This is a genomic window from Chromobacterium sp. Ag138 (assembly GCF_055181315.1).
Genome location: NZ_JBUPWA010000001.1, coordinates 4350143 through 4371958 on the forward strand (window position 1 = coordinate 4350143; position 21816 = coordinate 4371958).

Annotated in this window: 20 protein-coding genes and 4 tRNA genes; 16 read left to right on the forward strand and 8 right to left on the reverse strand. The window is 62.7% G+C overall.

Features of this window, described 5'->3' with window-relative positions; all coding sequences use genetic code 11:
* The 7 genes from ACY3GB_RS20310 to ACY3GB_RS20340 all read left to right on the forward strand — a co-directional run.
* A partial coding sequence (locus ACY3GB_RS20310; protein ID WP_463090321.1) for a phenylalanine--tRNA ligase subunit beta occupies positions 1-1137 on the forward strand: 1137 nt, incomplete at its 5' end.
* Between the two features lie 71 nt (positions 1138-1208).
* A complete protein-coding gene (locus ACY3GB_RS20315; protein ID WP_011134908.1) occupies positions 1209-1511 on the forward strand; it encodes an integration host factor subunit alpha in 303 nt (100 codons plus the stop codon).
* On the forward strand, positions 1480-1845 hold the full coding sequence (locus tag ACY3GB_RS20320; protein ID WP_463090317.1) for a MerR family transcriptional regulator: 366 nt from the start codon (positions 1480-1482) through the stop codon (positions 1843-1845). Before ACY3GB_RS20315 ends, ACY3GB_RS20320 begins: the two co-directional genes overlap by 32 nt.
* Before the next feature lie 30 nt (positions 1846-1875).
* Positions 1876-1952, forward strand: a tRNA-Pro gene (locus ACY3GB_RS20325).
* A 217-nt stretch (positions 1953-2169) separates the two neighbouring features.
* Positions 2170-2547, forward strand: a complete 378-nt coding sequence (locus tag ACY3GB_RS20330) for a DUF1289 domain-containing protein (protein WP_463090318.1) — start codon at positions 2170-2172, stop codon at positions 2545-2547.
* The gene (locus ACY3GB_RS20335; protein WP_463090319.1) at positions 2448-3164 is read left to right on the forward strand and encodes a methyltransferase domain-containing protein; all 717 of its coding nucleotides are present in this window, start codon (positions 2448-2450) and stop codon (positions 3162-3164) included. Before ACY3GB_RS20330 ends, ACY3GB_RS20335 begins: the two co-directional genes overlap by 100 nt.
* A gap of 86 nt (positions 3165-3250) precedes the next feature.
* Positions 3251-5050: a methyl-accepting chemotaxis protein gene (locus ACY3GB_RS20340; RefSeq protein ID WP_463090322.1), complete on the forward strand. Its 1800-nt coding sequence runs from the start codon at positions 3251-3253 to the stop codon at positions 5048-5050.
* Between the two features lie 51 nt (positions 5051-5101).
* Here the strand turns inward: ACY3GB_RS20340 and ACY3GB_RS20345 are convergent, their stop codons facing one another.
* The 6 genes from ACY3GB_RS20345 to ACY3GB_RS20370 all read right to left on the reverse strand — a co-directional run bounded on the left by ACY3GB_RS20345 (position 5102) and on the right by ACY3GB_RS20370 (position 7671).
* Positions 5102-5671 (reverse strand): TMEM165/GDT1 family protein, encoded by a 570-nt coding sequence (locus ACY3GB_RS20345; RefSeq protein WP_070981002.1) that lies wholly within the window; start codon positions 5669-5671, stop codon positions 5102-5104.
* A 245-nt stretch (positions 5672-5916) separates the two neighbouring features.
* Entirely contained in the window at positions 5917-6378 is a 462-nt protein-coding gene (gene mscL / locus ACY3GB_RS20350) for a large conductance mechanosensitive channel protein MscL (RefSeq protein ID WP_021477058.1), read from the reverse strand.
* Between the two features lie 59 nt (positions 6379-6437).
* Complete coding sequence (locus ACY3GB_RS20355) at positions 6438-7295, reverse strand: DMT family transporter (protein ID WP_463090323.1); 858 nt, start codon at positions 7293-7295, stop codon at positions 6438-6440.
* 83 nt (positions 7296-7378) lie between these two features.
* A tRNA-Asn gene (locus ACY3GB_RS20360) sits at positions 7379-7454 on the reverse strand.
* A gap of 32 nt (positions 7455-7486) precedes the next feature.
* Positions 7487-7562, reverse strand: a tRNA-Asn gene (locus ACY3GB_RS20365).
* Positions 7563-7595: 33 nt separating this feature from the next.
* Positions 7596-7671: transfer RNA gene (locus tag ACY3GB_RS20370), tRNA-Asn, on the reverse strand.
* Between the two features lie 212 nt (positions 7672-7883).
* On the opposite strand from ACY3GB_RS20370, the gene ygfZ reads away from it, so the two are divergent.
* The 3 genes from ygfZ to ACY3GB_RS20385 all read left to right on the forward strand — a co-directional run bounded on the left by ygfZ (position 7884) and on the right by ACY3GB_RS20385 (position 11206).
* Positions 7884-8918, forward strand: a complete 1035-nt coding sequence (ygfZ, locus tag ACY3GB_RS20375) for a CAF17-like 4Fe-4S cluster assembly/insertion protein YgfZ (protein WP_463090324.1) — start codon at positions 7884-7886, stop codon at positions 8916-8918.
* A gap of 98 nt (positions 8919-9016) precedes the next feature.
* Positions 9017-9322, forward strand: coding sequence for an H-NS histone family protein (locus ACY3GB_RS20380; protein WP_021477061.1), 306 nt, complete (start codon positions 9017-9019; stop codon positions 9320-9322).
* 162 nt (positions 9323-9484) lie between these two features.
* Positions 9485-11206, forward strand: a complete 1722-nt coding sequence (locus tag ACY3GB_RS20385; protein ID WP_463090325.1) for a hypothetical protein — start codon at positions 9485-9487, stop codon at positions 11204-11206.
* A gap of 58 nt (positions 11207-11264) precedes the next feature.
* Here ACY3GB_RS20385 and ACY3GB_RS20390 read toward each other — a convergent pair whose 3' ends face one another.
* On the reverse strand, positions 11265-12401 hold the full coding sequence (locus ACY3GB_RS20390; RefSeq protein WP_463090326.1) for a M14 family metallopeptidase: 1137 nt from the start codon (positions 12399-12401) through the stop codon (positions 11265-11267).
* 133 nt (positions 12402-12534) lie between these two features.
* Positions 12535-13089 (reverse strand): phasin family protein, encoded by a 555-nt coding sequence (locus ACY3GB_RS20395; protein WP_463090327.1) that lies wholly within the window; start codon positions 13087-13089, stop codon positions 12535-12537.
* 188 nt (positions 13090-13277) lie between these two features.
* On the opposite strand from ACY3GB_RS20395, the gene phaR reads away from it, so the two are divergent.
* From phaR to ACY3GB_RS20425, 6 genes are all read left to right on the forward strand, one after another.
* Positions 13278-13838, forward strand: coding sequence for a polyhydroxyalkanoate synthesis repressor PhaR (gene phaR, locus ACY3GB_RS20400; protein ID WP_463090328.1), 561 nt, complete (start codon positions 13278-13280; stop codon positions 13836-13838).
* Between the two features lie 93 nt (positions 13839-13931).
* A complete protein-coding gene (locus tag ACY3GB_RS20405) occupies positions 13932-15224 on the forward strand; it encodes a class I SAM-dependent DNA methyltransferase (protein ID WP_463090329.1) in 1293 nt (430 codons plus the stop codon).
* A gap of 165 nt (positions 15225-15389) precedes the next feature.
* A complete protein-coding gene (locus ACY3GB_RS20410; protein ID WP_463090330.1) occupies positions 15390-16475 on the forward strand; it encodes an RICIN domain-containing protein in 1086 nt (361 codons plus the stop codon).
* 478 nt (positions 16476-16953) lie between these two features.
* Positions 16954-17682 (forward strand): class I SAM-dependent methyltransferase, encoded by a 729-nt coding sequence (locus tag ACY3GB_RS20415; protein WP_463090331.1) that lies wholly within the window; start codon positions 16954-16956, stop codon positions 17680-17682.
* A 140-nt stretch (positions 17683-17822) separates the two neighbouring features.
* On the forward strand, positions 17823-19139 hold the full coding sequence (gene rimO, locus ACY3GB_RS20420) for a 30S ribosomal protein S12 methylthiotransferase RimO (RefSeq protein ID WP_463090332.1): 1317 nt from the start codon (positions 17823-17825) through the stop codon (positions 19137-19139).
* A gap of 148 nt (positions 19140-19287) precedes the next feature.
* On the forward strand, positions 19288-21801 hold the full coding sequence (locus ACY3GB_RS20425) for an EAL domain-containing protein (RefSeq protein WP_463090333.1): 2514 nt from the start codon (positions 19288-19290) through the stop codon (positions 21799-21801).
* Positions 21802-21816 lie beyond the last annotated feature (15 nt).

Sequence of the window (21816 nt, forward strand, 5' to 3'; positions counted from 1 at the left end):
GTGGCGCGCGTGGCCAAGGTGCTGGGCGTGGCGCTGTCCGCCGAGCAAATCGGCGACATTCTGTCCCGTCTGAGCCTGTCCTACACGCTGGCCGATGAAGTCTTCACCGTGCAGGCGCCGTCGTTCCGCTTCGATATCGAGATCGAGGAAGACCTGATCGAGGAGGTGGCGCGCGTCTACGGCTACAACGCCATCCCCGCCGACGCGCCGCGTTCCGGCATGCGCATGCTGGCGCAGCCGGAAGAGAAGCGACCGGTGGATCAGTTGCGCCACCTGCTGGCCGGCCGCGACTACCAGGAAGTGGTCAGCTACGCCTTTGTCGACGAGCGCTGGGAGCGCGATTTCGCCGGCAACGACAACGCGATCCGCCTGCAGAACCCGATCGCCAGCCAGATGAGCGTGATGCGCTCGACGCTGATCGGCGGCCTGGTCGACGTGCTGGCCGGCAACATCAACCGCAAGCAGCCGCGCGTGCGGCTGTTCGAGGTGGCGCGCGTGTTCTTGCGCGGCGCTGACGGTTTCGAGCAGCCGGAGCGAGTGGCCGGCCTGGCCTGGGGTCCGCGCCTGTCCGAGCAATGGGGCGCCAAGGCCGAGCGCGTCGATTTCTTCGATGCCAAGGCCGATGTCGAAGCCTTGCTGCATCCGGTCAAGGCCGAGTACCGCAAGGCGGTCCATCCGGCCTTCCATCCCGGCCGCTGCGCCGAGGTGCTGGTGGACGGCAAGGCGGTCGGCGTGATCGGCGAGCTGCATCCGCAGTGGGTGCAGGCCTATGACCTGGTGAATGCGCCGGTGCTGTTCGAGCTGGATCTGGCGGCCGCTACCGCGCGCAGCCGCATCAAGGCGCGGCCGGTCAGCAAGTTCCAGCCGGTGCGCCGCGATCTGGCGCTGCTGGTGGACGAGGCTGTGACTGTGGCGCAGCTGCTGTCCGCGTTCGATGCCAAGCGCGCTGAAATCGTCACCGATATCGCCTTGTTCGACGTTTATCGCGGCAAGGGCGTCGCCGAAGGCAAGAAGAGTCTGGCCTTTAGCGTGCTGATGCAGGACAATAGCCGGACCCTGACCGACGAGGACGTGGAGCCGGCGATGCAGGCCCTGCTGGACGCGGTGTCGGAACTGGGCGCGCAACTGCGCGTGTGATCAAGATGTGGGCGGGCGGATCCCGGTGGGTCCGCCCGTCGATTGTGGTTTAGAAGTTTGAGGGGAATGTCATGACTTTGACGAAGGCTGAACTGGCCGATTTGCTGTTTGACCAGGTTGGTCTGAACAAACGCGAAGCCAAGGACATGGTCGAGTCGTTTTTCGAAGAGATCCGGCTGGCGCTGGAATCTGGGGATTCGGTTAAGTTGTCCGGTTTCGGCAACTTCCAGCTGCGCGACAAGCCGCAGCGTCCGGGCCGCAACCCCAAGACCGGGGAAGAGATTCCCATCACCGCCCGCCGTGTGGTAACGTTCCACGCAAGCCAGAAACTCAAGGGAATGGTTGAGCAATACCATGCTAACAAGCAAGGCTGATCTGCCGTCGATTCCGTCTAAGCGTTACTTCACCATCAGCGAAGTCGGCGAACTCGCTGGGGTGAAGCCGCATGTGCTGCGTTATTGGGAGCAGGAGTTTTCCCAATTGCGCCAGGTGAAGCGGCGCGGCAACCGCCGTTATTACCAGCATCACGAAGTTTTGCTGGTGCGCCGCATTCGCGAATTGCTGTACGACGATGGCTTCACCATTCAGGGCGCTCGCCAGCGGCTGGGAATGGGCGATGATGGCGAACGTCCGGTCACCGCGCAGGAAGTGCGCGCCGAATTGGAATCCATCCTTGAATGGCTGGATTCGGGTATTGGCAAAAAATAATAAATCAGTTACACTGTGTTTCTCTTGAGTCGGGGTGTAGCGCAGCCTGGTAGCGCACCTGCATGGGGTGCAGGGGGTCGGAAGTTCGAATCTTCTCACCCCGACCAATAAGATCTAAAGCCGTATCAAACTGAAACGCCAGCGCAAGCTGGCTTTTTTGTTTTCCATTTCCCGACTCCATTCGCGGCGCGGTTTTATTTTCCTTCCCGTTATCGGTTTTATCCGATGCCAGTTTGTCCTTCTCTTGCTGATATACTCGTTTTGGTTTTGTCGCGAGCGACAGACCGTTTTTCAAGCCATTGTTTTTCCGAGCCGAGCATCTGAATGAGCATGACCCGTCCCGATTCCCCCTGCATCGCCCTGTGTTCCACCGCGCTGGGCGACAACGTTTGCCGCGGTTGCGCGCGCACCTTCGCCGAAGTGAGCCAGTGGTGCTTCATGTCGGCCGATGAGCGGGAGGCGGTATGGCTGCGCCTGCCGGCGCGCCTGCGCCTGCTGCAGCTGGCGGCGGCTTGCGGCGCGCTGCTGGAGCTGGATGAGCTGGATGGCGCCGAGTGGGGGCGTTTGCCCGGGGGCGGGCATTATCGGCTGGACGAGGCGGGTTGCTTGCGCTGGCGCGACGCCGCTTCGACGCGCGAGGAAGCGTGCGATTGCGCGGGCCTGTCGCTGGAGCGGGTGGCGGCATGGCTGCGGGAGAGGTGAATCGAAAGGAATGTATGGCGGACAGTTCCAAGGCGGATTTCTGGGAGCAGCGTTACCGTGAAGGCGTGATGCCATGGGAGGGCGGGCAGCTGCCGCCGCCCGCGCGCGAGTTTTTCGCCGCGCAGCCGCCGCTGCAGGTGTTGATGCCGGGCTGCGGCAGCGCGGCGGACATGTCGCCCTTGCTGGGCATGGGGCACGAGGTGCTGGCGGTGGATTTCAGCGAGGCGGCGGTCGAGCTCGCCGCCAGGCAGTGGCCGGAAGCCGCTGGCCGATTATTGCTCGCCGATTTTTTCTTGCAAGAACTGCCCGTTTTCGACTGCGTGTTCGAGCGGGCTTTTTTGTGCGCCTTGCCTGTCCGCATGCGAAAGCAATATGCTGATCGAGTCGCGGCGCTGGTCCGTCCCGGCGGCGCGCTGGCCGGGGTGTTTTTCATCGCCGACACCGAGCGGGGGCCGCCATTCGGCATCGATGCCGAGTCTCTGGCGGATCTGCTGTCGCCGTGGTTCGAGCTGGAAGCGGATGAGGCGCTGGGGTCGAGCGTCGCGGTTTTCCGCGATAGCGAGCGCTGGATGATATGGCGGCGGCGAGGGTTTGATGTGGATCAAGTTTCCGGATGAGAATCGGCTGGCAATTGCGGCGCGCATCGGAAAAAATAACGTCCTAATAAAAAATAGCGGCGGCACAGCCGGCAAGAGGAGAGCAAATGGAGTGGTTTTGGCGCTTGTACACGTTTTCCGAGAAGACGTTCTGGAACACGCTTGGCAAGAAGTTGTGCAGTTTTTTCTTCATCAGCTTGTTCCAGCTGCTGATGGTGGCCTACAGCTACCATGCCTTGTCCGACATTCGCGACAGCCTGCGCGGCGCCGGCGTGTCGCCGCAGATCATGGCCGGGGTCGAGGCCAGCATAGACAGCGCGCTCTACTGGACGCTAGGGCTGTGGGCCTTGAGTTTCGTCTTCATCGCTTTCATGGTCTGGTATCTGCGCTATCTGATCGTGCGGCCGTTGCGCATGATCATCCAGATCTTCAACGAAATCGGCGCCGGCGCCGGCGATCTGTCGCGCGAGATTCCCACCATCACCTATGACGAGATCCGCGAGCTGTCGCTGTCTTACAACCGCTTCTTGCTGAAGATGCGGGAAATCATCAGCAAGGTGAGGCTGATGACGGTGCGGATCGCGATGGACTCCGCGGTGACGCGGCGCAATGTCACCGAGTCGCTGGGCAGCGCCCGCCAGCAGGACGATCTGGCCAAGCAGGTGAGGCAGGCCAGCGATGATTCGACGCGCGGCGCAGGGCTGGTCACCGAGCAGACCGAAGCTATTTCTTTCACCACCGCCGAGAATTTGAAGGTGGCGCGGGACTCGTATCAGGAGTTGCGCCTGGTGACGGAAAGCATTCACGACATCAGCCGCAAGGTCGGCCATTTCAACCACACGGTGGAAGATCTGAGCCAGCGCTCGGCCAGCATCAAGACCATTGTCGATCTGATCAAGGACGTGTCCGAGCAAACTAATCTGCTAGCGCTGAATGCCGCCATCGAGGCGGCGCGCGCTGGCGAGAGCGGCCGCGGTTTCGCGGTGGTGGCGGACGAGGTGCGCAAGCTGGCGGAGCGGGTCAAGACCGCCACCGACGAGATATCGCACAACATCGACGGCATGCTGGGCCTGGTGGCGAACACCCAGCAGGAAACCGAGGCCATCACCGCCGATACCAATCAGGCGCGGGACGTGATTTCGCGCGCGTCCGAGCATTTCAGCAAGATGATGGGCGATTTCGAAGCGACATCCAGCGGATTGAGCCAGATCGCTTCCACCATGCACGGTTTCGCCGACAGCAATCAGCAGGTCAACCGGAATGTGGCCGAAATCCACCAACTGGGGCAGTTGGTGAGCGGCCGCCTGGGGCAGACGGAAAAAGCGGCGACCGAGCTGACGGTGGCGGCGGAGCAGGTGCAGGAGCTGGTTTCCAAGTTCGTCATCGGCGACGGCGCTTTCGACCAGGCGGTGAATCGGGCGCGGGACGTCCGCGATCAAGTGCAGGGCCTGCTGCAGCAGGCCTTGCAAGGTGGTCTGGATCTGTTTGATCAGCGTTACCAGCAGATCGCCGGCACTGCGCCGGCGAAATACCGCACCGCTTACGACGCCAAGCTGGAAAAGCTGCTGCAGCCGATGCTGGACGGCGTGGTGGGGCAGATTCCGGGCGGCAAGTTCTGCGTGGCGGTGGATGGCAACGGCTACGCGCCGACCCATAACAGCTGGTACAGCAAGCCGGCCAGCGGCGATCCGGCCAAGGATCTGGTCGAGAGCCGCGACAAGCGCATCTTCAACGACGCCGCTGGCCTGCGCGCGGCGCGCAATGTGCAGCCCTTCCTGTTGCAGACTTACAGCCGCGACACCGGAGAAGTGTTGTCCGAGGTGGTGCTGCCGCTGGAGCTGCGCGGCCGTCATTGGGGCGCCTTGCGGGTGGGCTTCGATCCCCACGCCTTGTTGACGCAGGAGTGAGCGCGGGATGAGAAAAAGGGAGGCCCAGGCCTCCCTTTTTGATGTCCGCGATTACAGCGACAGCGGCGTCATCAGCGTGGCGATGCCCAGTCCGATGAACAGCGCGGCGGCGATCGCATGCATCAGCTTCTGCGGCAGCTTTTTCGCCGCCACCTCGCCCAGCAGCACCGCCGGCACATTGGCGATCATCATGCCCAGCGTGGTGCCGGCCACCACCATATAGAGTTGTTCGGGGAAACGCGCCGACAGCGCCACGGTGGCGATCTGGGTCTTGTCGCCCATCTCGGCGATGAAGAAGGCGATCACCGTGGTGCCGAATATGCCGAAGCGTTCGCGCAGCGCGTCGGTTTCATCCAGCTTGTCGGGTATCAGCATCCAGACGGCCATCGCGACGAAGGACAGGCCCAGGCCCCAGCGCATGAGGTCGGGCCCCACCTGGCTCATCAGCCATTGGCCGACGGCGGCGGCGGCGAAGTGGTTCACCAATGTGGACACGAAAATGCCGAGAATGATGGGAACCGGCTTCTTGAAGCGAGAGGCGAGCAGCAGGGCCAGCAATTGGGTTTTGTCGCCGATCTCGGCCAAGGCCACCACGCCGGTGGAAATCATGAAGGCTTGCATGGGAACTCCAGGGGCCGCGGATACGCCATGACAAGCCTGCGCCGCGGCCCCGCTGTGCGCAAACATGTCATGGGTCTTGCCAAACGGAAGATCGTCGCAGCGGCCATGGCGAATGCCAAGTATGTTGACCGGTGCCGGCGCTGTCGCGCGCCGAGGCTACTCCCCCAGAACGGAAGCGATTGTAGGGGAATCGCTCCGCCTGGGCAAGCGCGGCGCCGATTTCGACGCCGCGGCCGGGGGTGTGTCTAGTCCAGCTGGGAGGTGCAGCAGGGGCAGCGGGTGGCCTTTTCCGGGATGGCGGACAGGCAGTAGCGGCATTCCTTGGTGGCCGGCGCGGCGGGAGCGGGCGCGGCTTCTTCGCGCTTGAGCCGGTTGATGGCCTTGACCAGCATGAAGATGGCGAAGGCGACAATGGTGAAGCTGACCAGCGAATTGATGAACAGGCCCAGGTTCAGCGTGGTGGCGCCGGCTTGCTTGGCGGCGGCGACCGAGACATAGGGGCCGGCCTGTTTGGCGCCATCCTTCAGCACGAAGAACAGGTTGGAGAAGTCGACGTTGCCGATCAGCAGGCCGATGGGCGGCATGATCACATCGTCTACCAGCGACTTGACGATGGAGCCGAAGGCACCGCCGATCACGACGCCGACGGCGAGGTCGATCACATTGCCCTTGACGGCGAATTCCTTGAATTCCTTCAGAACAGACATGGCTTTTCCTTTTATTTGATAGTGATTATTTTAACTGTTGGTGCATGTTTTTGGCAAAGCTACTGGGGTTGAACCTGCGGCGCCCGTCGATCCGGCATGGTGCCCAGCAGCGCTCCGCCCAGGATCAGCAGGATGGCGACAGCGGCCAGCGGATTGAGCGCGCCCTGGCCGCTGGCGGTCAGCAGCAGGGTGGAGAGCAGCGGGGTGGCGTAGGAGAGCGAGCCTATCTGGCGGGGATCGCCGAGCCTGAGCGCGCGCTCCCACAGGAAGAAGGCGCCGCCCATCGGGCCTAGGCCCAGCAGGAGCAGCGTCGCCCATTGCGCGGCGCTGGGTTGCGCCGCGGGCTCGAACAACGCATGGCATAGCAGGGACAGCAGGCCGGATGCCAGGCAGAAGCCGCCCATCGCGCTGCCGGAAAAAGCTGGCAAGCGCCCCAGCAGCAGGCTGAAGGTCGACCACACTACGGCGGCGGCGATCGCCAACAGGTAGCCCGGCAGGTACTGCTGGGACAGCGCGAGCGTGCCGCCGGTGACGATCAGTCCGGCGCCGATGAAGCCTAGAATGCCGCCGATGATGTGGCGGCGCATCAGGCGGGTGCCGGGGCGCAGCAGCGGGGACAGCGTCACGATCAGCAGCGGCCACAGGTAGTTGAGCAGGTTGGCCTCCAGCGCCGGCGCCAGCCGGAAGGCGAAAAACAGCAGGAAGTGGTAGCCGAACAAGCCGTAGATCCCGGCCAGCAGGGTCAGTGGCGGGACTTTCCAGTCGCGGACGCGGTGGATGGACAGCAGGCTGCCGACGCATAGGCTGACGCCGACGACGAGAAAGGGCGGCAGGCTCCGGGTCAGCGCGCCCAGCGTGGCCAGGGAAGCCCAAAGCAGAATGGCGCCGATGGCGAGCGGTATGGGTTTGTTCAACATCGTTTCTCCAGTGGATGGAGACGATTGTAAAAGGGAAAGGCAAAACGAAAAAGCCACAGCGTGAGCTGCGGCTTATCGTATTCTGGCTCCCCGAGCAGGGCTCGAACCTGCGACCTGCGGATTAACAGTCCGTCGCTCTACCGACTGAGCTATCAGGGAACAAAACTTTGAATTGGGCGCCGTGGGCGGTGTGGCTCCCCGAGCAGGGCTCGAACCTGCGACCTGCGGATTAACAGTCCGTCGCTCTACCAACTGAGCTATCAGGGAACACATGCACTCAAATTTCAGCCACGAAAGTGGTGGCTCCCCGAGCAGGGCTCGAACCTGCGACCTGCGGATTAACAGTCCGTCGCTCTACCGACTGAGCTATCAGGGAATTGAGTGAGGGCGAACTATATACGGAGCCAGACAGCCTTGTCAATGCCCGTCGCGGTAAAAAATACGGCGGCGGATGGGCGGGCTGGGGAAGGATAACTTAGGTGTTTGTTATGCAATGGTATTCCATCGGTCATGTCGGTCGCCGCTGGCGACGGGGTGGCCGTTGGCGGTAAGATCAACTATCGAAAATCAATGCGGAGTAGATGGAACATGGATGCATTCTGGGATGAATGGCTGAGGCAAAAGGGCGTGGTTCGCGGAGAAAACGGACAAGCGCCGTTGGAATCCCATCGGGAGCAGATCTCGGCCTTGGAAAACGGATCGGTATTGGCCCCGCTGGAAAACTTCGTGTTGATCAGAGTGGAGGGCGAGGATGCCGCGGCGTTTCTGCAGGGGCAGTTGTCGAATGATATTCGCGAAGTGACGCCGGGCTGCGCGCAGTACAGCACCTATTCCACCGCGAAGGGACGCATGCTGGCCAGTTTTCTGATCTGGAAGCATGAGGGAGCTTACTGCCTGATGGTTTCCGCGGATATCGCCGAAGCGGTTGCAAAAAGGCTGGCCATGTTTGTGCTGCGTTCCAAGGTGAAAGTGGCGCTGGATCGCGATTGGTCGTTATTGGGGCTGTCCGGCATTTTGGCCAGGAGTGAGTTGCAAAAACATTTCCCCGGTCTGGAGTCGCTGGGAAAAATGCAGGTTGAGGCCCAATCTGAAGCCGCGCTGGTGGCTTTGCCGAATGGCGGCTATTTGCTGGCGCTGAAAGATGGCTGCGGCATCGGCGCGGACATCGCGCGCGCGGACGGTTTGCAGGCGGCGCTGGCGCAAGCCTGGGCATTGCGGGATATTCAGGCTGGAATCGCTTGGGTGGTGCAGGCGACACAGGAACAGTTTGTGCCGCAAATGGCGAATATGGAATTGATTGGCGCGGTCAACTTCAAGAAGGGATGCTATCCGGGCCAGGAAATCGTCGCGCGCAGCCAGTATCTGGGCAAGATGAAGCGCAGGATGTTCAAGGTATCGTTTGATACCGCCTTGCCGGTTGGCACCAAGCTTTATAGTCCGCAATTGCCGGATCAGTCGATAGGCATGCTGGCGGCGATATGCCAGTTGGACGATCGCGCTTATCTGGGCTTGGCGGTGGCGCAATCGCAGACTTGGGAGGCTGGCATATTTGCCGATGAGGCGCATACTATTGCGCTGCATCGGTTGGAATTGCCGTATGCCATCGAATCCGCAACAGAATAATGGGTAATCCATTTTCTTTTTAATTCTTGACTTGCGCCATTTCGATTGGCTACATTACATCCTGTAAATCGTTAAACCAATAATCAAGGGAACATGTCATGGATCTGTCCAAGCTGGAATTCACCGCGCTGGTCGCACTGAAGGCTGACGTAGAAAACGAAATCAAGCGTCGCGAAGTGGAAGAAAAATCCAAGGCCAAAAAGCAGATTATCGAACTGGCCCGCGCCTATGGCTTGAGCGTGGAAGACGTGTTGAGCAAGGCCGTGGCGGTGCGCAAGCCGGTGGAGGCCAAGTATCGCCATCCCAGCGACAGCAACCTGACTTGGACTGGCCGCGGCCGCAAGCCGGCTTGGGTGCAGGCTTGGATCGACAGCGGCAAAAAGCTGGAAGCCCTGGCTATCTAAGTTTGGATACATATAAAGAAAGCGCCGACTCGGCGCTTTTTTTTTCTAATGGTTTTCTTGCCCGGCAAGCAGCGAGCGTCGCTGCTTGCTATAAATAGTGATGGCAGCCTGCGCAGGCGGAGCACCGCTCGGCTCGGGGGTCTAACGATACTGGACAAGAGCATGCTGGATTTCTTCGCAAGGGGATCCAAGGGCAAGCAGGATCCCTTGGCCAACGCATCGTCGGCGAAAGCCTACGCGGAAAAGCTGAAACAGGAGTTCGGCTCTGGCGCGCACGACAAGGTTGCCGAGTTGTTGGCGGGCTTGAACTCGCCTTCTTTGGAACTATCTGCAGACCAGCTTGAGGCGGTGCTGGCGTTGAATCAGGAAACACAGCCGTTGCACGATACCTTGTGCGTGCAATACCTGATGAATGCCCGCATGCCCAAGGTGCTGGAAGCTCAGTTGCGCGCGCAAATCCTGAATTACGGCAAGCAATTTACTGATTTTTACCAATACGCATTGCCGGTCGAGTCTGATAATCCGAATGGCTTAAGGGTGCAGCAGCATCTGCCTTTGGTGTTGGCGCGGATGTTTTATTATCTTGCCGAGTATGCCAAATGGCAGTATGTGAGAAATTACCAGCCAGACGAAGTATTCTGGATGAATGTCAATCAGCTGTATCGATTTGCCGAGCAACGCGGCTGGGATAGCCGGCCGGTATTTCTTTTTGGCGATAAGAACGGCGCGACCACGGTTCAGGATCAGTATCTGGCATTGCATATGATGTCGGTGCTGAGCAATGGCAATCTCAACGCCCGGCAAGTGAATTTCTCCTATGAGTTGCTGGCCTTGCTCAGCAATCGCATGACAATCAGCAAGTCTTATTTCGCCGACGCCAGTTTCTGCGTGTCTTTGGCCGAGCCCAAGCCCGCCGCGCGGGTGAAAGGGGAGGCCGGCGAGTGGGCGCGTTACTGGAATACGGCGGAGCTGGTGGAAATCCTCCATGGCTGGGCGATCGTGATGGAGGCGGGCCGAATTCCGGCCGAATTGAAACGCCTGATCGAGCCTGGCATCGACGCGTCGCTGCTGCGCATCTTGACTCGGGAATGGGCTGCCAAGCCGGTGCTGTTCGAGCGCGCGGAACGGGTGGCGGTCAGCGACCGGCAGGTGGAGGTCGCGCATCGCCTGCATCTGCTGCACAAGCTGATTCGCAGGCCGGACGAAGAGCAGATGCAGGGACAGCGAGGCGTGGACAAGGATAGCTACGAGGATGCCGCCAATATCCGCATCTATGGCTTCGTCACCAGCCGCAAGCGGGACAAGACGCTGTCGCCGTTGCCCGCCGCCAGCTCGCTGTCATTGTCCGGAGAGACTGCGGAAGCGGGGCTGCCGCAGGAGTTTCAACGTTGGTCGCTGGAGAATGTCAGCCAGACGGGCTTGGGCGTGTCGCTGGATGTGATGGGAAACGAGTGGGTCAGCCTGGGCAGCTTGATCGGCTTTCGCGAGCCGGAGCAGGAAGGATGGAGCCTGGGCATCATCCGCCGCGTCAAGCGCACCGGCCGGGAGCGCATCTATCTGGGAGTGGAGACGCTGAGCACGCGCCCGCTGGCGGCGTCGCTGCGGCCGACCGATGCTCGCCTGATCGACCCCACCCTGCCGCCGGACCAGGTCTGGCTGGCTGGCCACATCAGCCTGTTCATGCCTTATCGGCGCGCCGGCAAGGTGATCAATGCGTTGATTTTGCCCTTGTCGCTGTACATGCTGGGCAAGCAGTTCTACATGACTGCCCGGGGCAAGCATTTCCAGATCGCGCTGGGCAAGGTGCTGGAAAAAGGCAGCGATTGGTGCATGGCCGAGGTGGAGCTGGTGAAGGCGCTGGACAAGTTGCCCGTGGCGATGTGAGCGGGCGCGGACATGAAAAAAGCCGGCGATCGCCGGCTTTTTTCATTCTGAACGCGAATTATTCCCCGCGTGCCAGATCATTGAGCACCGCGTAGATCGGGCTGAGGGCGGATTCGCCCAGGCGCAGGCTGCGCTGGCCGTTCCAGCCGAAGTCGTCGTCGGGCAGGTTGTGATTGTCCTTGAACGGCATTTCCAGCGTGAAGGCGAGGCAGCCGAATTGTTCGCATACCCAGTTGGTGGCGATGCTCATATTGGCTTTGCCGGCCTCGTTGCGCGGGTAGCCGTGCTCGGTCTGGAAATCGGGGCTGGCCAGCAGGAAATGGTGGCGGAAGCTGTCCGCCAGCTTTTCCAGTTCGGCATTCCATGACGGCACGCCTTCGGTGCCGGCCAGGAACACATAAGGAATGTTCTCGTCGCCGTGGATGTCGAGGAACAGGTCGACGCCGGTTTCCAGCATCTTTTGGCGTACCGCCAGCACTTCCGGGCTGGTTTCCGCGCTGGGATTCGCCCACTCGCGGTTCAGGTTGGCGCCGGCGGCGTTGGTGCGCAGATTGCCCAGCACCGAGCCGTCCGGATTCATGTTCGGCACCACGTAGAAGGTGGCGCGGTCCAGCAGCGCGCGGCTGGTCGGGTCTTGAGGATCGAGCAGGCGGTTGAGGAAGCCCTCGACGAACCATTCGGCCATGGTCTCGCCCGGATGCTGGCGCGCGGTGATCCAGATCTTCAGGTCCGACTCCACCTCGTGGCCGATGGTCAGCAGGTTCATGTCGCGGCCCTGCACGGTGGAGCCTAGGTCGGAGACCTGGCACAGGCCGGATCCCTGAGCCTGGCCGATCAGGTTCAGGTGCTGGTCGTAGGTATAGGGCTCGAAGTAGGCGTAGTAGATGCTGCCCGACAGCGGCACGTGTTCGATCACCATCACGCCGTCTTCGTAGTGGGTGGGCACGCGGAACCAGTTGACGCGGTCGTAGGAGGCCATCGCCTGGTAGTCCACCCAGCCTTGCGGGTAAGCGCATTCGGCGGCGTTGAGGAAGCGGAAGGTGCAGTGTTGATAAGCAGCCCCTTGCACGCGGAAGTAGAACCACTGCGCGAAGTCGGCCGCGTTGTCGCGGCGGATGCGCAGTTGGATGTCTTCAAGGCTGTCGGCGGAGACGATTTCGATGCTGCCGGCGTCGAAGTTGCTGCTGATTTTCATGCGGGGGAACCTGTCGTGCTTGCTCAATCTGGTAAAACGGGATTGTACCGCCGCAGCGTGGGGCGCGCATCCGTTAATGCGAAAACCCCGCCGTGAAGGCGGGGTTGCGGCGAAGGGCGCTGGCCCTCAGGCCTCAGACGGTGGCGCCGCGCTTGGCGGAGTTCTTCACCGCGTCGGCGGTGGCGCTGGTGGCGGCCTTGACGCTGCTGTCGGTGAACTCGGCCACTTGCTGGGCGGCCTTGCTGAAAGTGTTGACCGCGGCGGCGGCGGCGGCGACCGAGGTCTTCACCGCGTTCAGGGTGGCGTCGGAGCCGGCGGGAGCGTTCTTGGCCACGGATTCGATCGAGCTGATCAGCGATTTGTTGAATTGGCCCACGCTGTCCTCGACCAGCTTGCTCAGCTGGCTTTGGGTGCCGGAGACCACTTCGTACAGATCGCGCGAATGGCTGACCAGCTTGTCGATGGACTGGGTGGCCAGTTTGTTCAGGTGGTTGATCGCTTCCTGGGAGTCCTTGAATTCGGTCAGTTGTCTGGCGGCCTTGGTATGGTCTTCCAGCGACTGCTTGGACGCTTCCAGTTGCAGTTTGACCAGGCGCTCGGTGCTGTCCAGCGCGATCTGGGCGAAGCGCAGCGTGGATTCGAAGCCGGTCAGGGAAAGCTTGTTCAGCTGTTCGTTGTTGTAGGACATGGTGTAAAACCTCCATTGCGTGGAAAATGGGGTCCGACTGTGTTCCGTTGAAGTGGTATTGTGCGCCGCACAATGACGCGTAAATGTAGCACAAGGGGCAAAGGGGTGGTAGAAGATTTGCTCTAGTCTGTTGTATTTATGTTAGATTGCCAGCGCACAACACCACGAAGATAAACCAGGAGCGATAAATGAGTGTTGAGAAACGGGTCATCAAGAAGTACCCGAACCGCCGTCTGTACGATACCGCCACGAGTTCCTACATCACTTTGAGTGATGTCAAGCAGTTGGTTCTGGACAATGTCGACATCCAAGTGGTGGACGCCAAGACTCAGGAAGACATCACCCGCAGCGTGCTGTTGCAGATCATTCTGGAAGAAGAAAACGGCGGCATGCCGATGTTCAGCTATGAGGTGCTGACTCAGTTCATTCGCTACTACGGCCAGGCGATGCAGGGCATGATGGGGCCTTTCCTGGAGAAGAACCTCCAACTGTTTTCGCAGCTGCAGCAAAAAATGCAGGAGCAGACCCGCGCGATGTACGGCGACAACGCGATGCTGAACACCACCATGTGGGGCGAGTTCATGAAGCTGCAGGGGCCTGCCATCCAGAACATGATGGCCAACTACATGGAGCAGAGCACCGGCATGTTCCTGGAAATGCAGAACCGCATGCAGGAGCAGACCAAGCAGTTGTTCGGCGGATTCGGTTTCCCGGGCTATCCGGGATCGGAGAACAAGGACAAATCCTGAGCGGCGGACGCGCGGCTGGGATCATCAAGGGCCGGGGACGGAAACTCCCCGGCCTTGTTTTTTGCCGGCATTGGGCGGCAGGGGAAAGCGAACATGACGCTTGAGGACGAGCGCCTGCGGCGAGCGCAGCGGCTGCACCTGTCCGGCGACGCAGTGGCGGCGGAGTCGGCCTACCGCGATCTGCTCGACGATGAGGCCCAGGGCGCCGCGGCCGGACATTGGCTGGGTTTCCTATTGATGCAGCGGGGCCGCGCGGATGAAGCGCTGCCGTTGCTGGAGCGGGCGGTGGCGGCGGATGGCGGCCATGCCGAGTGGCATTTCAATCTGGGGCTGGCCCGCGCGCAAGCGGGACTGGCCCAGGAAGCGGTGGCCGCGCTGAGCGAGGCCGTCCGGCTCGATCCGGCCCGTTATTTCTACTGGACCAATCTGGGCGCGCAGCTGATGCGGGCCGGCCGCGACGCCGAAGCCGAGCAGGCATTGTGCCGCGCGGTATCGCTGAACCAGCATTGTCCGGACGCTTTCCACTTGTTGACCGGCATGCTGTTGCGGCAGGGGCGCCACGGCGAGGCTCGGCGCTGCAACGCCTTGGGCGTGCTGGCCGAGCCGCCCGGGGCGATGCCGCCCATCGCGGTGGGACAGGCACTGTGCGAGCTGGGGCGGCATGAGGAGGCGAGAGCGCTCGCCCAGGACTGGTTGCGGGAACGGGGCGACAGCCCGGTGGCCCGGCACATGCTGGCGGCGTTCGGCGGAGGAGAGGTGCCTGCCGCCTGCGACGCCGAATACGTCGGCAGCGCCTTCGACGCCGCGGCGGCCAGCTTCGATCAGGATCTGGCGCGCCTGCGCTATCAGGGCCCGCAATGGACGGCGGCTTGCCTGTCCCGTCAGGACATCGAGGCGCAATCGCTGTCCGCGCTGGACCTGGGATGCGGCACCGGCCTGGTCGGCGCGGCGGCGCGCCCCTACGCCAGCCGGCTTGATGGCGTGGACCTGAGCGCCGGCATGCTGGAGCGGGCCCGGGCCAAGGGAATATACGACAGCCTGGACGAGCGGGAGCTGCGTGACTTTCTCCGGGCAGCGGGCGGGGTTTACCAGCTGATCGTTTGCATGGACACGCTGCCTTATCTGGGCGATCTGGACGAGCTGTTCATGCTGTTGGCCGCGCGCGCGGCGCCGGGCGGCCTGCTGCTGTTCTGCGCCGAAAGCCTGGACGACGGCGAGGACGGCGATTTCCGGCTGCATCACAGCGGCCGCTACCGCCATTCTGTCCGCTATCTGGACCGCTTGCTGCAAGAAGGCTGGGATGTGCTGGAAAGAACGCGGATGCCGGTCAGGGACGAGGCCGGCTGCCCGGTATGGGGCGATTTTGTCTGCGCGCGAAAACGCTAGGCGGCGGTGAATTCGCAACACATTGCCATGATATTTCAACGGTATTTGTAATTAATTCATATTGATCATTTACTCTATTTTGGATATTCATAAAGCCATCGCCATGCGCAGACGAGTTGCATCGCTTGCGTATGTTTTTCGTCAAACGTATGAAGGATGACCGCGATGCACGCCAAAACCACGCTTCCCCTGCTGTTGCTGCTTTCGCTTTCCCCTTTGGCCCACGCGCTGGGCAAAACCCCGGGCACTTATACCAACTACCGGTTCCCCGCCGCCGCGTCGGCGGGCATGGACGCGGTCGACTTCACCATCAAGGTGGACCGCGATCCGGGCTATTCCGCCAATGTGTACTGGGCCAACCAGTTCGATCTGGTCGGCACCTCCGGCGCTTATACCGGCATGCAGAGCAATGGCGGCGGCAAGCGCACTTTCCTGTTTTCCGCCTGGGACACCACCGATGCCAAAGCGGGCAGCGCCGGCAGCTATTGCACCACTTTCTCCGGCGAAGGCACCGGCCGTAGCTGCCGCATCCACGTGGACTGGACGCAGGGGCACAGCTACCGCTTCCACGTCGCTTACGAGGCCGGCGGCTGGCTGGGCGTGACCGTCACCGATCAGACCAGCGGCGCGTCGTTCAAGCTGGGCAGCATCAAGACCGCGGCGAGCAAGATCTCGCCGCACAATATGGTCAACTGGGCCGAATACTTCGAGTGGAACAGCGACCGCGCCACCTGCCTGGGCCAGCCTTATAGCAAGGCGACATTCGGCGTGCCGGCCGGCTTCGTCGCCGGCAGGCTGGTGCCGGCCAGCATCAGCGGCACCTCGGTCAGCGACGCCTGCCCGGCATTTTCCAAGGTCACGGCCTACAGCCAGAGCAGCGTTCAGGAAAACGGCATCGGCAACAGCACCCGAGGACCGATCGCCAACGGCGGCCAGTGCCTGGACGCCAGCGGCGGCGCGAGCGAGGGCGCGGCGGCGATTACCTATGGTTGCCACGGCGGCGGCAATCAGGCCTGGGTGCATGCGAAGGATGGCTCGTTGCAGCTGGAGGACAACTACTGCCTGGAAGAGCATGGTAGCGGCGTCGACATCCGTAGCTGCAGCGGGACATCCGCCTGGACGCGCAGCGGCAGCGCGATACGCAGCGCCAAGAGCGGCCTGTGCCTGAGCGCCAACCGTTCCGGGCAGCCGGTCAGCCTGCTGCAGTGCGGCGGCACGGCCAATCAGAGCTGGAGCATGCCGACGCGCTGACGGACGCGACGCGGATCCGGCCGAGCCTGGCCGGATTCTCTTCTTTGGGGCGGGGGATGGCCGCGGCGGCATGTTTGACAACCCTCTGTTTATTCAGATAAGTTTTGCCCTTTGGCAATCCACCCACCCATAGGCGAATCATGACTGCCCTTTACGCCTCGGATCAGAGAGTGACCCGAGCGCGCTCCGCGCAATCGCTAGCGATGAAGCATTGTTCGGAGCCTGATACGGAAGCCTGAGCTTCCCCTTCCATTCATCGCCACGCAGATTGAACGCTTCCCGCCAAGGGAGGCAGGGTGCTACGTGGCGATCGATATAAGCAGGGCCGCGGATGATGACTCATTCGCGGCCCTGATCGTTTCCGCCATTCTATCAACGATGGCGTCTTTTCAAGCGAGCCGGGTCAGACCGGCTCGCTTTTTTCATTTCCGCTCGAATCCGGAACTAACTTGAATTGTGTTTCAGAAAGGATGATTCCATGTCCCAGAACATTTACGACGACCAGGGATTTTTCGATGGCTACGCGCAGCTGCCTCGCTCCCGACTCGGCCTGGACGGCGCGCCGGAGTGGCCGGCGCTGCGCGCCATGCTGCCCGATCTGCGGGGCAAGAGCGTGGCCGACCTGGGCTGCGGCTACGGATGGTTCTGCCGCTACGCCAGCGAGGCGGGCGCCGGCGAAGTGCTGGGCGTCGAGCTGTCGGAGAAGATGCTGGCGCGCGCCCGCGAGCTGACCCGCGGCGGCAATATCCGCTACCAGCAGGGCGATCTCGAGCGCCTGGTCCTGCCCGGGCAAGGGCTGGATTTGGTTTATAGCTCGTTGACCCTGCACTATCTGCCGGACCTCGCACCGTTGTTCGCCGCCGTCCATCGCGCCCTGAGGCCCGGCGGCTGGATGGTGTTTTCGATGGAGCATCCCATCCATACCTGCCCGAGCCTTCAGCAGCGGGTGAGCGACAGCGAAGGCCGCCGCTCCTGGGCGGTCAACGGCTACCAGGCGGAGGGGAGACGCGTCAGCCACTGGCTGGCCGACGGCGTGGTCAAGTACCACCGCACGCTGGGCTCCACGCTCAACGCCTTGATGGCTGCCGGCTTCGCGTTGCGGCACGTTGACGAATGGGGGCCGAGCGCCAAGCAGATCGCCATGGAGCCGGCGTTGGCGGAGGAGGCCGAGCGTCCGATGCTGGTGCTGGTTTCCGCGCAGAAATAAGCGCAGAGGCGTGGCGCCGCGGTCCGCCGCGCCTCTTTTCGCGTCCCGGTTGCGTGCGCAAGCCGCCGCTTTAAACCAGATTGAGTATCGCGAGGCCAACCGTTGTATAATCGCGCGATTTTCCGCCCAAGACGTTGAATATGAACAAGACTCCCCGCGTCGGGTTCGTCTCCCTTGGCTGTCCCAAGGCCGCGAGCGATTCCGAGCAGATCCTGACCCGCCTTCGCGCCGAAGGCTATGAAATCGCTCCCTCCTATGACGGGGCTGACCTGGTGGTGGTGAACACCTGCGGCTTCATCGACTCTGCCGTCGAGGAGTCGCTGGACGCCATCGGCGAAGCGCTGAACGAGAACGGCAAAGTGATCGTCACCGGCTGTCTGGGGGCCAAGGGCGATGTGGTGCGCGATGTGCATCCGTCGGTCTTGGCCGTGACCGGCCCGCATGCCACCGAGGAAGTGATGACCGCGGTGCATGCCCACCTGCCCAAGCCGCACGACCCCTTCGTCGACCTGGTGCCGGACATCGGGGTGCGGCTGACGCCCAAGCATTACGCCTACCTGAAGATTTCCGAAGGCTGCAACCACCGTTGCACCTTCTGCATCATTCCGTCGATGCGCGGCGACCTGGAAAGCCGCCCTATCCACGACGTGCTGCGCGAGGCTGAAAGCCTGGCCAAGGCCGGGGTGAAAGAGATCCTGGTGATCTCGCAGGACACCTCGGCTTACGGCGTCGATACCAAGTACAAGCTGGGCTTCCACAACGGCCGCCCGGTGAAGACCCGCATGACCGAGCTGTGCGAGGAGCTGGGCCGCCACGGCATCTGGGTGCGCCTGCATTACGTTTACCCGTACCCGCACGTGGACGAGGTGATTCCGCTGATGCGCGACGGCAAGATCCTGCCGTATCTCGACATCCCGTTCCAGCATGCCAGCCAGAAAGTGCTGAAGCTGATGAAGCGGCCGGCCAACAGCGACAACGTGCTGGCGCGCATCAAGAAGTGGCGCGAGATCTGTCCGGAACTGGTGATCCGCTCCACCTTCATCGTCGGCTTCCCCGGCGAGACCGAGGAAGACTTCGAAGAGCTGCTGGCGTTCATCCGCGAGGCGGAGCTGGACCGCGTCGGCTGCTTCACTTACTCCCCGGTCGAAGGCGCCACCGCCAACGAGCTGCCGAATCCGGTGCCGGAAGACGTGAAAGAAGCGCGCAAGGAGCGCTTCATGGCCGTGCAGGCCGAGATCAGCGCGCGCCGCCTGGCGCGCCGCGTCGGCCAGACCCTGCAGGTGCTGGTGGACGAGATCGACGACGAGGGCACGGCGGTATGCCGCAGCTATGCCGACGCGCCGGAGATCGACGGCCTGGTGTTTGTCGAAGACTCGGCCGGCATGCGGGCGGGCGAGTTCTACCAGGTGGAAATCGTCGACTGCAGCGAGCACGACCTGTGGGCCGAGCGCCGCTGACGCGCGCCGCGCGGACAGGGCAAAGCGCCGGGTTTCGACCCGGCGTTTTTTTATTTCATATGGGATAGATTTTTTGACATTCCAGCCCTTGTGACAAGAGGGTTAACGGTATAATGGCTGTCAGCTTATGACGAGGCCATGTTTGTCAATGTCCTATCCGATTCAAACTCTGGCCGGCATCGCCTCCTGCGACCTCCTGTGCTGCCTTCCGTCCTTGCCCATCCGGGAAGCCGCCAGCCGGATGATGGCCGCCGCCTGCAGCTCAATCGTCGTGCGCGATGAAAAAGGCGAGGTGCTGGGGCTGTGGACCGAGTCCGACGCGCTGGAGGCGTCGCTGGGGCGCCGCGATCCGGATCTGCCGGTGGGGCGGGCGATCAGCGCGCAGCTGGCCAGCTTGCCGCACGACATGTCGTTGCAGGACGCGGTGGAGGCCTTCCGACGTCGCCAGCTGCGCCATGCGCTGGTGTGGAAACACGGCCAGCCGCTGGGCATCGTGACCCTGACCGATATCGTCCGCAACCAGGGCTTGGAATCTTTTCTGCTGGTCAAACGCATCCGCGACCTGCCCGGACCGTCGGCGCAATCGCTGCCGGCCGCGGCCACGCCGCGCGAGGCGATGGCGCGGATGCGAGAGCAGGGCTTGTCGGCGCTGGCGGTGGCGCTGGAGGAGGGCGGGCACGGTATCGTCACCCAGCGCGACGTGCTGCGCTGGCTGGCGTCGGACCAGTTACCGGCCACCCTGGGCGAAGGCTGCCGCCGGCCGCTGATCGGCGTGCCGGAGTTCGCCAGCCTGCTGCAGGCCAGGCGTTTGCTGCAGCAACACAATATCCGCCACCTGGCGGTGTTCGGCGACGACGGCAAGTTGCTGCGGCTGCTGGGTTTCGACGACATCGTGCAGGGCATCGAGCACGAATACCTGCACGAGCTGAACGAGGCGCTGCGCCAGCGCGACCAAGCGCTGCAGCAATCGCGCCACAGCCTGCTGCTGGCCGACAAGGTGTTCGAGTCGACGATGGAAGGCATCATCATCACCGACCGCAACGGCGTGATCCAGTCGGTGAACCCCGCCTTCGCCCGCATCACCGGCTACAGCCGGGAAGAGGCGCTGGGCAGCACGCCGGCCTTGCTGAAATCCGGCAAGCAGCCGCCGGAGTTCTACCAGCAGCTGTGGAGCAGCCTGTTGCGCGACGGCCGCTGGCAGGGCGAGGTGGTCAACCGCCGCAAGGGCGGCCTGCTGTACACCGAGCACCTGAGCATCACCGCGATCCGCGACGCCAACGGCGAATGCCTGCATTACGTGGCGGTATTCTCGGACATCACCCAGCGCAAGCAGGCCGAGGAGCGGCTGCATTTCCTGGCCAACCACGACGCGCTCACCAGCCTGCCCAACCGCACGCTGTTCCTGGAGCGGCTGCAGGGCGCGGTGGACCGGGCCGGCGCGGCGGGCCAGCAACTGGCGCTGCTGTTCATCGACCTGGACCGCTTCAAGCTGGTCAACGACACTTTGGGCCATTACGCCGGCGACCAGTTGCTGATCCACATCGCGCGCCAGCTGCAGTCGCGGCTGCTGCCCACCGAGACCGTGGCCAGGCTGGGCGGCGACGAATTCACGCTGCTGCTGGAAGGCGCCGCCGGCGAAGCCCAGGTGGCGGCGCGGGCGCAGGCGATGCTGGACGCGGTCACGGAATTATCCGGCGTGGCCGGCCAGCAGATGTTCATCTCCGCCAGCATCGGCATCAGCATGTTTCCGCTGGACGGCCGCGACGCCGACACGCTGCTGGTGCACGCGGACACCGCGATGTACCGCGCCAAGGACGGCGGCAAGAACGGTTTCCAGTTCTACACCCCGGACATGAACGCGCGCGCGCTGGAGCGGCTGAAGCTGGAGTACAGCCTGCACCGCGCGCTGGCGCAGCAGGAGCTGGAGTTGTGGTACCAGCCCAAGGTGGCGCTGGATAGCGGCAGGCTGGTGGGCGCGGAGGCGCTGCTGCGCTGGCGGCATCCCGAGCTGGGCCTGGTGCCTCCGGACCGTTTCATCCCCATCGCCGAGGAGAGCGCGCTGATCGCGCAGATCGGCGCCTGGGTGTTGGAGACCGCCTGCGCCGACGCCCGCCGCTGGCGCGACGCCGGCCTGGCGCCGGGCCGCCTGGCGGTCAATGTTTCCGGCCGCCAGCTCAAGCACGGCGATTTCGTTGCCGAGCTGGAGCAGACGCTGGCCCGCCATGGCCTGGACAGCGGCGCGCTGGAGCTGGAAATCACCGAGAGCGTGGTGATGGAGGACGCCGGCGGCATGGTGGACACGCTGTTCCGGCTGCAGAAGCTGGGCATGTATCTGTCCATCGACGATTTCGGCACCGGCTACTCCTCGCTGTCCTACCTGAAGCGCTTGCCGGTGCGCGGACTGAAGATAGACCGCTCCTTCATCGACGATCTGCATTGCGACGGCGACGACGCCGCCATCACCAGCGCCATCGTCTCCATCGCCCGCAGCCTGGGGCTGGACGTGGTGGCGGAGGGGGTGGAAGAGGAGGCGCAGCGGCGTTTCCTGCTGGAGCTGGGATGCAATTGCGCGCAGGGCTATCTGTTCAGCAAACCCTTGCCGCGCCCGGATTACGAGGCGTTGCTGGCGCGCAGCGCGGTTGGCGAGGCGGCGGAGGCGTAAAAAAAACCGGCGTCG